This window comes from Streptomyces sp. S.PB5 (genome assembly GCF_030403745.1).
Classification (GTDB): Bacteria; Actinomycetota; Actinomycetes; order Streptomycetales; family Streptomycetaceae; genus Streptomyces.
Genome location: NZ_JAQMWP010000002.1, coordinates 775,236 through 787,539 on the forward strand (window position 1 = coordinate 775,236; position 12,304 = coordinate 787,539).

General features: G+C 72.6%; 11 protein-coding genes. 4 read left to right on the top strand and 7 right to left on the bottom strand.

Annotated features, from left to right (window positions below):
• Positions 1–541 precede the first annotated feature (541 nt).
• Positions 542–2,290, top strand: coding sequence for a SpoIIE family protein phosphatase (locus PH203_RS08225; protein WP_289918010.1), 1,749 nt, complete (start codon positions 542–544; stop codon positions 2,288–2,290).
• 65 nt (positions 2,291–2,355) lie between these two features.
• Here the strand turns inward: PH203_RS08225 and PH203_RS08230 are convergent, their stop codons facing one another.
• Positions 2,356–3,507 carry an MFS transporter gene (locus tag PH203_RS08230; protein WP_289918283.1) on the bottom strand — a complete coding sequence of 384 codons (1,152 nt, stop codon included), beginning with the start codon at positions 3,505–3,507 and terminating at the stop codon, positions 2,356–2,358.
• Positions 3,508–3,526: 19 nt separating this feature from the next.
• Entirely contained in the window at positions 3,527–3,883 is a 357-nt protein-coding gene (locus PH203_RS08235) for a metalloregulator ArsR/SmtB family transcription factor (RefSeq protein ID WP_289918012.1), read from the bottom strand.
• A gap of 57 nt (positions 3,884–3,940) precedes the next feature.
• Here PH203_RS08235 and PH203_RS08240 point away from each other — a divergent pair, with 57 nt between their 5' ends.
• The 3 genes from PH203_RS08240 to PH203_RS08250 are packed head-to-tail and all read left to right on the top strand — an operon-like array spanning position 3,941 to position 8,122.
• On the top strand, positions 3,941–6,100 hold the full coding sequence (locus PH203_RS08240; protein ID WP_289918286.1) for a heavy metal translocating P-type ATPase: 2,160 nt from the start codon (positions 3,941–3,943) through the stop codon (positions 6,098–6,100).
• 49 nt (positions 6,101–6,149) lie between these two features.
• A complete protein-coding gene (locus tag PH203_RS08245) occupies positions 6,150–7,631 on the top strand; it encodes an AlkA N-terminal domain-containing protein (RefSeq protein ID WP_289918014.1) in 1,482 nt (493 codons plus the stop codon).
• 8 nt (positions 7,632–7,639) lie between these two features.
• Positions 7,640–8,122: a methylated-DNA--[protein]-cysteine S-methyltransferase gene (locus PH203_RS08250; protein WP_289918017.1), complete on the top strand. Its 483-nt coding sequence runs from the start codon at positions 7,640–7,642 to the stop codon at positions 8,120–8,122.
• On the opposite strand, the gene PH203_RS08255 is transcribed toward PH203_RS08250, so the two are convergent.
• From PH203_RS08255 to PH203_RS08275, 5 genes are all read right to left on the bottom strand, one after another.
• Positions 8,119–8,844, bottom strand: coding sequence for a Sir2 family NAD-dependent protein deacetylase (locus tag PH203_RS08255; protein ID WP_289918020.1), 726 nt, complete (start codon positions 8,842–8,844; stop codon positions 8,119–8,121). The two genes, PH203_RS08250 and PH203_RS08255, sit on opposite strands and share 4 nt — an antisense overlap.
• A 46-nt stretch (positions 8,845–8,890) precedes the next feature.
• Positions 8,891–9,172: a hypothetical protein gene (locus PH203_RS08260; protein ID WP_289918021.1), complete on the bottom strand. Its 282-nt coding sequence runs from the start codon at positions 9,170–9,172 to the stop codon at positions 8,891–8,893.
• A 25-nt stretch (positions 9,173–9,197) separates the two neighbouring features.
• Positions 9,198–10,544 carry a S8 family serine peptidase gene (locus PH203_RS08265; RefSeq protein ID WP_289918023.1) on the bottom strand — a complete coding sequence of 449 codons (1,347 nt, stop codon included), beginning with the start codon at positions 10,542–10,544 and terminating at the stop codon, positions 9,198–9,200.
• A gap of 153 nt (positions 10,545–10,697) precedes the next feature.
• Positions 10,698–11,189, bottom strand: coding sequence for an NUDIX hydrolase (locus PH203_RS08270; RefSeq protein ID WP_289918025.1), 492 nt, complete (start codon positions 11,187–11,189; stop codon positions 10,698–10,700).
• A 42-nt stretch (positions 11,190–11,231) separates the two neighbouring features.
• Positions 11,232–12,302, bottom strand: a complete 1,071-nt coding sequence (locus tag PH203_RS08275; protein WP_289918028.1) for an ADP-ribosylglycohydrolase family protein — start codon at positions 12,300–12,302, stop codon at positions 11,232–11,234.
• Between the last annotated feature and the right edge of the window lie 2 nt (positions 12,303–12,304).

A 12,304-nucleotide genomic window follows, 5' to 3' on the forward strand; every position in this document is an offset into this window, starting at 1 on the left:
GCCGACGGTGGCGGCTGTACCGGCCGGGCCGCGAGGATCAGCGCGGCGCAGACCAGGGGCGGCGCGAGGAGGCCGCGGGAGACAAGGGCGCGCCTTGAGTTCCTTTCGAAAGCGCCAGCAGCAGCTGGAAGCTCGCTGCTCTTGCGCCCACGGTGGGAACCGCCCCGACACCCCGCAAACCGATCACACCGCCCGCACGCGCCCGGCCGTCCCGCGGCGGAGACGCCGACCAGGGTCTTTGCCGTGGAGCCCGGCTCCTTACGGGTGTCAGCCCCGCGTCCCGCCGTCAGAGGGTGTCGCTCAGCCGCACACCGGCACCAGCACGGCGAGCCGATCCACATGTTCACGGCACCCGTGCGCCACCTCTTCCGCAGCTCCGCTGCGGTACACGACCAGCCATGACCTACGACCAGCCACGACAGCGCCGCAGCCGACCGGCACCCCCTCGCCGCACTTCCAGCGGAGCGCCCGGCGTCCGGGTGCACCTCGGCCGTGCCCGCCGGATCATGGAACCCCCAGTCCAGGCGAACGGGAGGTTCCAGTGGGGCCGGACTCCGCCCTCCCGCGGACCTTGCTGTCCGAGGACGTCGAGACGCTGCTGGCGGGTGCGACGGCCGAGCTGGGGCGTGAGTACCGGGTGCTGCGGGAGATCGTCGAGGGCGGGGCGGCGGCCGTCGCGGTCCTCGACACGCGGCTGCGCTATGTGTACGTCAACCCGCACATGGCCCGGATCGTCGGCGTACCCGCCGAGGAGCAGCTCGGACGCAACCTCGCCGAGATCATCCCCGGGGTGGAGCGGCCCGAGGAGGTGCCGCTGGCGGTGCTGCGGGACGGCAGACCGCGCGATGTCCTCATCGCCGGGAACATGGGCACGGGCGACGGCCGCAAGGAGCGCGAGTGGCACAGCACGTACCACCGTCTGAAGAACGACCACGGTGAGATCGTCGGACTCGTCGCCATCGGGGTGGAGGTCACCGAGCCGCGCCGCTACCTCAACGAACTGGAGCGCACCCACGGCCGGATGGCCATGCTGCACGCGGCCACCCTGCGGATCGGCACCACGCTGGACCTGAGCACCACCTGCCAGGAGCTCACCGACTTCGTCGTACGGGATCTCGCGGACGGCGCCTCGGTCGAACTGGTCGTCGAGAACGAGTCCGTACACCCGCGCCCCTCTCCGTCGGCCGGGGTGATGCGGATGCGGCGGGCCGCGGTGAGCGTCCGCCCGGAGCTCGCGGTGCGGCTGGGCGGCCTTGCGGGCCCGGAGGATGTGAACGACCACGGGCCGGGGTCCCCCATGCGCCGCTGTCTGGAACGCGGGCGCCCCTTCGTGACCAGCATGCCGACCAGGGTCCGGCCGGAGACCCGGGGCCCGTACGCGGACCGGCTGGCCCGCTACCGTGCCGCCGGCATCCACTCCACACTGGTCGTGCCCCTGCGCACCGACTCCCGCAGCGTGGGCGTCCTCGCCATGGTCAGATCCGGTTCCTCACCTGGGTTCACCGCCGAGGACGCGGTCGTCGCCCAGGAACTGGCCGGCCGCGCCTCCCACGCCATGGAACGCGCCCAGCGCTACGCCCGCGAGCACACCATGGCCCTCGAACTCCAGCGCGCCCTGCTCAGCGAGCCCACCCTCCCGCACCCGGACCTGGAGACCGCCTCCCGCTATCTCCCGGCCGACGACAGCGCGGTCGTCGGCGGCGACTGGTACGACTCCCTGGCCCTCCCGCACGGCCGCAACCTCCTGGTCATCGGCGATGTGATGGGCCACGGGGTGGAGGCGGCGGTCGCCATGAGCCACTACCGCTCCATGCTCCGCGCCCTGGCCTCCTCCGGCCTGCCCCTCCACGAGATGCTCGCCGCCGCCGACCGCATGGTCGCCGGCTCCGGCTTCGACCGCGTGGCCACCTGCCTCCTCGCCCTCGGCGACCCGGCCACCGACACCATCAGCTACGCCAACGCCGGCCACCTCCCACCCCTGCGCATCCTCCCCGACGGCCGCGTGGAACTGGTCCCGCTGTCGGCGGGCCCACCCCTGGGCACGGGGATGGGCGGCTACGAAACCGTCACCCGCCCGAGCCTCCCCGGCGGCGTCCTGCTCCTGTACACCGACGGCCTGGTCGAACGCCGGGACGAGGACATCGACACCTCCCTGCAGCGCCTGACGGAACTGCGCCTGCAGCCCGGCGGAGACCTGGACGAGATCCTCGACGGCATCCTGGCGCACGCGGCGACCGGGGCGGCACGGGACGACATCGCGTTGCTGGCGGCTCGGGCGCGGGGGGCGTGACGGGGCTCCGTGGCGCACTCCGGAAAAGGGGCCGTCGCCTGTGTCCGGCGCGGTGCGGCACGTCGTCAGCGGCCTCCGGCAGCCGCCCGCCGCCGTACGCCCGCCGCCACGGCCACCGCGGGCCCGCACGCCAGCAGCACCGCCAGCACGCCGTACCCGTACGTCAACGTCGCCGCCGCGGCCACTCCCGCGACCAGCAACGGCCCGCCCGCGTCGCCCAGTTCGCGTCCCAGCTCGGCCGCGCCCATGGTCTGGCCCAGCCGTTCCGGCGGGGTCGCCGAGGCGAGGGCGGCGAAGCCCAGCGGGGTGATCAGCCCCGTGCCCGCGCCGATCAGCGCGGCGGCCGACAGGACACCCGTCAGGCCCGGCAGCATCGCGCACGCCAGGCCCGCCGCCGCGAGCAGCAGCCCCACGACGAGCCCGCCCCGCGCGGTGATCCGTCCCATGTCCAACGCCCGCCCCGCACGCGGCTGCACGACCGCCGCACACGCCGCGAGCACCGAGACCGCGGCGCCCGTCGCCACCGTCCCGAGCCCGGCCACCGCCCCCGACACGGGCAGGAACCCCACGCCCACCGACAGCGCGGCGGTCGCCCCGGCGAGCGCGGCCGTCGGCACGAGGAACGAAGCGTCGGCCAGCCGCCGCGCCAGATCGACGACCGTCTGCCGGGCCCGGGGCAGCGGCGGTACGACGGGTACGGCGACCAGCGCCCACACCGCCACGGACGCGCCCAGCACCGCCAGCACCGTGAACAGCAGCCGCAGCCCGCCCGCCCACACCAGCACCCCGCCGAGCAGCGGACCCAGGGTGTAGCCGATGGACTTGTAGAAGCCGTAACTCCCGAACGCCCGCCCGTGCTTGGCCGCCGGATTGAGCCGCGCGACGAGGGCGGAGGCGGCGGGGGAGAACGCGGAGGCGGCCGCCCCCTGTCCGAGCCGCGCCGCCCACAGCCACCCCGGGCTGTCCGCGACGGCGTACAGCGCGGACGCGACGGCGAACGCCACCAGCCCGCCCAGCAGCACCGGCCGCGCCCCGATCCGGTCCGCGACCGTGCCGAACACCGGCTTCAGCAGGACCTCGGCACCGTCGTACAGCGCGAGCAGCCCGCCCAGCACCAGCAGTGAGGTGACCGCGTCCTCCGTGTCCCCGCCGAGGTTCGCGGCGATGCCGTGCGCTCCGAACGCGGTGGTGAAACCGGCTGCGTACAGCGGCCACATCCGGCGCGCGGGCGCCGGCTCACTCGGTCGTGTCACTGAGCCCCAGCCGCAGGTGTTCCACGTGGTAGACGGCCTGGTCGAGCAGTTCGGCGACATGGTGGTCGTGCAGCGTGTAGACGACCGACCGGCCACGCCGCTCACCGACGACGAGCCCCAGGTTGCGCAGCAGCCGCAGCTGGTGCGAGCACGCCGACTGCTCCATCCCCACCTCGGCCGCCAACTCCGTGGCCGGCAACGGCCCTTCGCGCAGCCGCGCCAGGATCAGCAGCCGGGACGGAGTCGAGAGGGCCTGGAGCGTGGTGGCGACCTTCGCGACATTTCCCGCGTCGAGGCGAACACGCTCCTCGGCGGTGGTGGTGACGGCTCCATGACCCATGCGGGGTATCTTACCCATCGCACATGAACAGATGAATGAGTCTTCATGTGTTCCTGTATGGTGTGCCGGGTGTCAGCGACTCTTTCTCCCAGCCGTGCCCCTTCCGCCGTTCCCGCGGCCACCCGTCCCCGCCGTACGCGCGTCCTCGCCCTGCCGGAGGCGCGGTGGGCGCTGACGGCGACGATCGCGTTTCTGGCGGGCCTGCTGCTGGACACCGTCGCCGGTGGCCCGTCGTGGGTGTACGGGCTTCTGTATGCAGTCGCCTATGCGGCGGGTGGCTGGGAGCCCGCGCTGGAGGGGCTGCGCGCGCTGCGCGAGCGAACCCTCGACGTCGACCTGCTGATGATCGTCGCGGCCCTCGGGGCGGCGGCCATCGGCCAGGTCCTCGACGGCGCCCTGCTCATCGTCATCTTCGCGACGTCCGGAGCCCTGGAGGCCCTGGCGACGGCCCGCACCGCGGATTCGGTGCGGGGGCTGCTGGACCTCGCACCGACCACCGCGACGCGCGTCACGGGTGACGAGGGCGGGAGCGGCGACGGAGGCCGAGGCGGGAACGGGAACGGGGACGGGGGCGGCTGTGCCGAGGAGACCGTCCCGACGGCCGAACTCGCCGTCGGTGACGTCCTGTTGATCCGCCCGGGCGAACGCATCGGCGCCGACGGCCGCGTCCTGGACGGCGTCAGCGAGGCCGACCAGGCCACCATCACCGGCGAACCGCTGCCGGTCGTCAAGCGCCCCGGCGACGAGGTCTTCGCCGGCACCCTCAACGGCACCGGTGCCCTGCGCGTCCGCGTCGAACGCGACCCCGCCGACTCCGTCATCGCCCGCATCGTGACGCTGGTCGAGGAGGCGTCCCGCACCAAGGCGCCGACCCAGCTGTTCATCGAGAAGATCGAACAGCGGTACGCGGTGGCCGTGGTGGCGGCCACGCTCGCCGTCTTCGGCGTCCCCCTCGCCTTCGGCGCCGACCTCACCGATGCGCTGCTGAGGGCGATGACCTTCATGATCGTCGCCTCCCCGTGCGCGGTCGTACTCGCCACGATGCCGCCGCTGCTGTCGGCCATCGCCAACGCCGGGCGGCACGGTGTGCTGGTCAAGTCGGCGGTGGCGATGGAGCGGCTGGGGGAGATCGACGTGACCGCCCTCGACAAGACGGGGACGCTGACGGAGGGGACGCCGGAGGTGACGGACGTACGGCCGCTGCCGGGCTCCGGTCTGGATGCGGACGCGCTGCTCGCGCTGGCCGCCGCGGCCGAACATCCCAGCGAGCACCCGCTGGCCCGGGCGATCGTGGGGGCCGCGCGGGGGAGGGGCCTGCGGATCGCGGCCGCGGAGGACTTCTCGGCGGAACCGGGGCGTGGGGTCACGGCTGTGGTCGAAGGGCGTGTGGTGAGGGTGGGGCGGGCGGAGGCCTCTGGTGGCGGTGTGGGCGATGCCGACGGTAGGGAGTACGCCGTCGGCATGGTGAAGACGGACGACTGTATGCACTCGGTCGCCGACCGTATGCAAGAGGCCGCAGATCGTATGCACACTACGCCCGCCCCGGCCACCACCCCCGAAGCCGCCTCCGCCCCCGCCCCCGACGGCGCCACCGTCGTCCTCGTCACCTGCGACACCACCCCCGTAGGCACCCTCACCCTCACCGACCGCCTCCGCCCCGCGGCCCCCGCCGCAGCCAACGCCCTGACCGCCCTCACCGGCACCACCCCCGTCCTGCTCACCGGCGACAACGCCTCCGCCGCCGCCCGCGTCGCCGCGGCCACCGGCATCACCGACGTCCGCGCGGACCTCCTCCCCGAGGACAAGGTGAACGCCGTACGCGGTATGCAGGACGCGGGCCGCAAGGTGCTGTTCGTCGGTGACGGCGTCAACGACGCCCCCGCCCTCGCCGCCGCGCACTCCGGCATCGCGATGGGCCGGGCCGGGTCCGACCTGGCGCTGGAGACGGCGGACGCGGTCGTCGTGCGGGACGAGCTGGCGGCCGTACCGGCGGTGGTACGACTGTCCCGGGCCGCCCGTCGCCTCGTCCTGCAGAATCTCGTCATCGCGGGGACATGCATCGCCGTGCTCGTGGTGTGGGACCTGGCCGGACACCTCCCCCTCCCGCTCGGCGTCGCAGGCCACGAGGGGTCGACCGTGCTGGTCGGGCTGAACGGGCTGCGGCTGCTGCGCGAGAAGGCCTGGCGATCCGGGGCGGCGCAGGAAGCGCGAGGTTGATGTCGGATTCTCGCCAGCCCGGGACCGGTGGCTGCACCATGCTGGTCGTATGCAGAAGGGGATGCACACCGACACCGAGCGCTGCGTGCGCGCCGTCCGGTCCAAGGACGCCCGGTTCGACGGGTGGTTCTTCACGGCGGTCCTGACGACCCGGATCTACTGCCGGCCCAGCTGTCCGGTCGTGCCGCCCAAGCCGGAGAACATGACGTTCTACCCGAGCGCGGCCGCCTGTCAGCAGGCCGGCTTCCGGGCGTGCAAGCGGTGCCGCCCGGACACCAGCCCCGGCTCACCGGAGTGGAACCAGCGCGCGGACCTCGTCGCCCGGGCGATGCGGCTGATCGCCGACGGTGTCGTCGACCGCGAGGGCGTGCCCGGGCTCGCCGCCCGCCTCGGCTACAGCACCCGGCAGATCGAACGCCAGCTGCTCGCCGAACTCGGCGCGGGCCCGCTGGCCCTGGCCCGGGCCCAACGCGCCCAGACCGCACGCCTGTTGATCGAGACAACCCCGCTGCCCATGGCGGAGATCGCCTTCGCCGCGGGCTTCTCCTCCATCCGCACGTTCAACGACACCGTGCGCGAGGTCTTCGCGCTCTCCCCGAGCGAACTGCGGGCCCGCAACCCCCGGAAGGCCGCCGGGCAGACCCCGGGCGCACTCACCCTGCGGCTGCCGTTCCGGGCACCCCTCAACCCCGACAACCTCTTCGGCCACCTCGCGGCGACGGCGGTACCGGGGGTGGAGGAGTGGCGGGGCGGCGCCTACCGGCGTACCCTCCGACTCCCGTACGGGCACGGCATCGTGACCCTCACCCCGAACCCCGACCACATCGGCTGCCGCCTCACCCTCAGCGATCTGCGCGATCTGACCGTCGCCATCAGCCGCTGCCGGCGCATGCTCGACCTGGACGCCGATCCGGTGGCGATCGACGACCAGTTGCGCACCGATCCGGTGCTGGCGCCGCTCGTCGACAAGGCGCCCGGCCGCCGCGTACCACGGACGGTGGACGAGGCGGAGTTCGCCGTCCGGGCCGTCCTCGGTCAACAGGTCTCGACAGCGGCGGCCCGCACCCACGCGGCCCGACTGGTCACCGCGCACGGCGACCCGGTGGACGACCCCGACGGGGGCCTCACCCACCTCTTCCCGGCCCCCGAGGCGCTCGCCGACCTCGACCCCGAGTCGCTGGCGATGCCCCGCACCCGGCGCAGCACGTTCACCACCCTCGTCGCCCAACTCGCCGACGGCTCCCTCAACCTGGGCGTCGAAGGCGACTGGGCGCAGACCCGCGCCCGCCTCCTGGCCCTCCCCGGGTTCGGCCCCTGGACCGTCGACGTCATCGCCATGCGCGCCCTCGGCGACCCCGACGCCTTCCTCCCCACCGACCTCGGAATCCGCAAGGCGGCCCAGGAGCTGGGCCTCCCCTCGACCCCGGCGGCGCTCACCGCGCGGGCCGCGGTGTGGCGGCCTTGGCGCGCGTACGCGGTCCAGTACCTGTGGGCGACCGACAGCCACCCGATCAACTTCCTTCCTGTGTAAGGGAAACCATGAAGCAGCACACCGTGTTGGACAGTCCCTACGGCCCCCTCACGCTCGTCGCCGAGGACGGCACTCTCTGCGGCCTCTACATGGCCGGCCAACGCCACCGCCCGCCGGAGGAGACCTTCGGCGCCCGCGACGACAGACCCTTCGGTGCGGCCGAGGAACAACTGGAGGCCTACTTCAAAGGCGAGTTGAAGGAGTTCACCCTCGAACTCCGGCTGAACGGGACGCCGTTCCAGCGCACCGTCTGGCGGCAACTGCGCCGCATCCCCTACGGCGAGACCCGCAGCTACGGCCAACTCGCCGACGCCCTGGGCAACCCGGGCGCCTCCCGTGCGGTCGGCCTCGCCAACGGCAAGAACCCGGTCGGCATCATCGTCCCCTGCCACCGCGTGGTCGGAGCGAACGGCAGCCTCACCGGCTACGGCGGCGGCCTGCAACGCAAGCAGCGCCTGCTGGACTTCGAGGGCGCGGCGGCGCTCTTCTAGCCGCCCAGCCCCCGGAGCAGCGCGGGCAGCGCCGTCCCGATCGGCTCCCTGACCACCTCGTCGGCGAGATCGTCGTACGGTGTCGGCTCGGCGTTGACGATGACCAGCCGGGCCCCGTGGTCGGCGGCGACGCCCGCGAGGCCCGCCGCCGGCTGGACCTGGAGGCTGGTGCCGACGGCGATGAAGACCTGGCAGGCCTTGGTGATCGCGACGGCCTCGCCGAGGACGACCGGGTCGAGGCGCTCGCCGAACATCACGGTCGCCGACTTGAGGATCGCGCCGCACTTCCGGCACGGCGGATCGTCCTCACCGGCCTCGACACGGGCGAGCGCGTCCTCCATCGGCCCGCGCGCATGGCATCCCGTGCAGACGACACTGCGTGCGCTGCCGTGGAGTTCGAGCACCTTGCGGTCCGGCATCCCGGCGAGCTGGTGGAGGCCGTCCACGTTCTGCGTGATCACCCGCACCGGCACGCCGGTCCGCTCCAGCTCGGCCACCGCGAAATGCGCGGCATTCGGCTCGACATCGAGCGTCCGGTTCTCCCGCCGCATCTGCCAGGAGCGCCGCCGGATCTCCGGATCGCCCATGTAGTACTCGTACGTCACGAGTTTCTCGGCCTCGGGATCCCGCCGCCACAGTCCATTCGGGCCGCGATAATCCGGGATCCCGGAATCGGTCGAAATACCTGCGCCACTGAGAAGGGCGACGAGAGGCTTGTTCATGCGGCCGAGAGTAGATCGTGAAAGCGGCCGCGGTCGAACAGTTATATTACTCGTCGTCCTTCTCCTGAACCGGCCCGAACGGCTCGATCCGCGGATTCGCGAACGGCCCGCGATACGAGCCCTCCGTCTCCGGCGTGCCCTGGATCCGTGCCCCGGCCTCCTCGGTCACCAGCAGTGCGTAGGTGCCGTGTGCCGGGTCCACGGGGACCAGGCCGTACGCCGTGTCGACCTCGTCGTCGGCGAGGCCGAGACGCCGGCGGGCGTCCTCCAGCGTGGCCCCCGACGGGAGCGTCACGGTGATGAGGACGGTGGGGCCCTGGGCAGCCATGGATCTCCTAGGAGCGGCCGGGGTGCTAGAGCTTGCGCACCGCCTGGACGATCGACGAGGTGTCGATGATGCCGTACCCGTAGTCGTAGTCGAAGCCCGACTGGCCCGAGTCGCGGGCGGTACGGCGGATCAGCGTACGCATCCGGGAGGGCGGGAAGGCCGTGGCCGACAGCTTGGTGCGCAGGGCCGCGACGACCCCCGCGGCGACCGGACAGGCGGCCGAGGTCCCGGAGTCCGGGCTGTTCGGACCGAACGCCTTGGAGCCGCTGAAGTGCGTGTACGTGGCGATGTCGGGCTTGCGCACGGAGAGTCGGCCCGGACCCTGGGAGGAGTAGCCGACCCGGGCGTCACGCGTGTCCACACCCGCCACCGACAGCGCCTTGGGGTGCGAGTTCGCCCCGTTGATGGGCCGGTTGGGGAATCCGCAGCGGCCGTCGGGGCAGTCGCGGCCGCAGTTGCCCGCGGCGAACAGGATGTCGGCGCCGGACTGCTCCAGCGCGGCCAGGATGAGGTTGAAGGGGTGGGCCCGGTTGTCGGAGTAGTTGCCCGGGTGCCCCGGCGGGAAGTCCCAGCTCGGCTTGAACGAACCCCAGCTGTTGCTGACGACCAGCCTGCGCCGCTCGCGCGGCATCTGCTCCAGGAGCGACCACAGGTGCGCGTACGCGGAGATCGCGTCGGAGAGCAGACCCTCCATCACCGTGGCGCCCTGCCGCTGCGAGAGCAGCACGGGAATGTCGATGAGGGAGACCTTGCGGGCGACGATCAGCGAGTCGAAGGCGCACATCGTGCCGTGGTGCACGGGGAACTGCCCGAAGTTGCCGGTCACCCCCGGCGGCTTCCAGCTGCGCGCCGCGTCGACCGTCACGGGCGTGCCCAGCGCCTGCCCGAGGTGGGCGACGTTGATGCCGGTGTCGACGATAGCCAGCGGTACGTCGCTGCCGTCGAGCCCTTCGCTGATCAGCGCGTTGGTGACGGCCTTCTGCACGTCGTGCCAGTCCCCGACCGGTGGCGTCCCGCCGCAGGTGGGCATGGTCTCGACGGCCGGGTCGGAGGAGACCCCGACGATGTCCGGCCGCGCCGTGCCGAGCAGCGCCAGCCGGCTCGCGCCGTCACGGTCCTGGATCTCGCCGCGCACCAGGACGCTCGCGTCCTCCGGGGCCAGCGAGAAGGTGAGCGGCTGGTCCAGCGAGAGCGGATCGCCGTCGGAGAAGGCCGGCTTGGCCTGCGGCACCGGAACCGGTGTGAAGTCGGGGTCCACCGAGACCCCGGGAACCGAGCCGACGACCTCGTCGGCGGGCGGTGTGCTGACCGACGGATCCACGACCGCCTGAACGACATCGCGTTCTGGGCGCACCTGAATGATTACCCGCATGTGTCCCCCTGTAATTGAATCCGGAAGCACGAGAAACAAACGCCACCGGTACCTGCGGATAAGGCGAGGATTGCAAGCTATTGGTGCCGGTGCAGGGGGTCCATACGTTCAAGGGCGTAGCTTTTGGCGGAGGTATCGGGAAAGGGGAAAAGCTCAGGAAACCCTTCGGCCGTTCTCCAGCTCGGCCGTCCCCACGCCCTCCGCGAGCACGTCGAGCGCGACCCGTACCCGGGGCCCCAGGGTGCCCAGCAGATAGTCGTCCAGTTCCTCGCGCGGTACGAGCCGCCAGGACAGCAGCTCCTCCTCCTGCAGCCGGATCGCCTTCAGGTCGTCCTCGCCGAGCACGCCACCGTCGTACAGATACGCCACCAGCGGCGGCCAGCCCGCCCGGTACACCCAGTCCACCGCGAGCAGCCGCCCGAGCTCGCGGTCGAGACCGATCTCCTCCAGCGTCTCGCGGCGCGCGCCCTGGCGCGGGGTCTCGCCGTCGTCGGACTCGATCGTGCCGCCCGGAAGCGCCCAGCCCTCACGGTAGTTGGGCTCGACGAGCAGCACCCGGCCCTCCGCGTCCCGGAAGAGCGCGGCGGCACCGGACAGGACACGGGGCAGACCCGCGATGTACGCGGCGAAGTCATCAGTGCTCATCCAGGAAGAGTAGTCCGGCGCCGGACGCCCTCCCCGCGACGCTCACTCCGTCCCCACCAACCGCAGTGTCCGCTCGGCGAGTTCACTGATCCGCACCCCGTCGAACCCGAACACCGCACTGCGCACGGTGTCCTCCAGCGGCTCCTTCCACTGCGCCGGAATCGCCTCGGCCCCGCTCAGCACCCCGGCCACCGACCCCGCGGTCGCCCCGTTGGAGTCGGTGTCCAGCCCGCCCCGCACGGTCAGCGTGACGGTCCGGGTGAAGTCGCCGTCGCCGTACAGCAGCCCGGCGGTGAGCACCGCGGCGTTCGGGACGGTGTGGATCCAGCCCATCCCGGAGGTCTCCTCGGCGACCGTACCGAGCGTGTCCTCCCAGGTCATCCGGGTGTCGTGCAGGGACATCACGCGCCGCACGGTCCGCGCGAGGCGGCTGCTCGCCGGTACGACGGTCAGCGCCTCGTCCAGCGCCTGCCGCACCGTCGACGAGGTGAACGCCGCCGACACCAGCGCCGCCGCCCACATCGCGCCGTACACCCCGTTGCCGGTGTGCGACAGCACCGCGTCCCGGCGGGCCAGGGAGGCGGCGCGGCGGGGGACGCCGGGGGAGGTCCAGCCGTAGATGTCGGCGCGGATGAGGGCGCCGATCCACTCCTGGTAGGGGTTGTCGTACGTCGCCGTCAGCGGCGGTTTCAGCCCGTTGGCGAGGTTGCGGTACGCGGCCCGCTCCGCGGTGAACGTCTGCGAGTACGGCAGCCTCAGCAGCCACAGGTCCCCGACCTGCTCGGTGCTGAAGCCGAAGCCGTGGGTCTCCAGGAGGTCCAGGCCGAGGATCGCGTAGTCCACGTCGTCGTCGCGGCAGCTGCCGTGGATGCGGCCGCGCACGCACTGGCGCCACTCGGGGCGCAGCTCGAAGCCGTCGCTCTCGCTGGGCGGCTCGGGCAGATAGTCGGTCAGCGGCAGGGCGGCGGCCTGCCGCAGATAGCGGTCGATCCGGTCCCGCGTCCACAGGTCGCCCTGCTCGACCGGCTTGCCGAGCATGTTGCCCGCGATCCGGCCCAGCCACCCCCCGAGGACGCGGTCGTCGAGCTCTGGTGCGGTGCCCACAGGGGTCATGG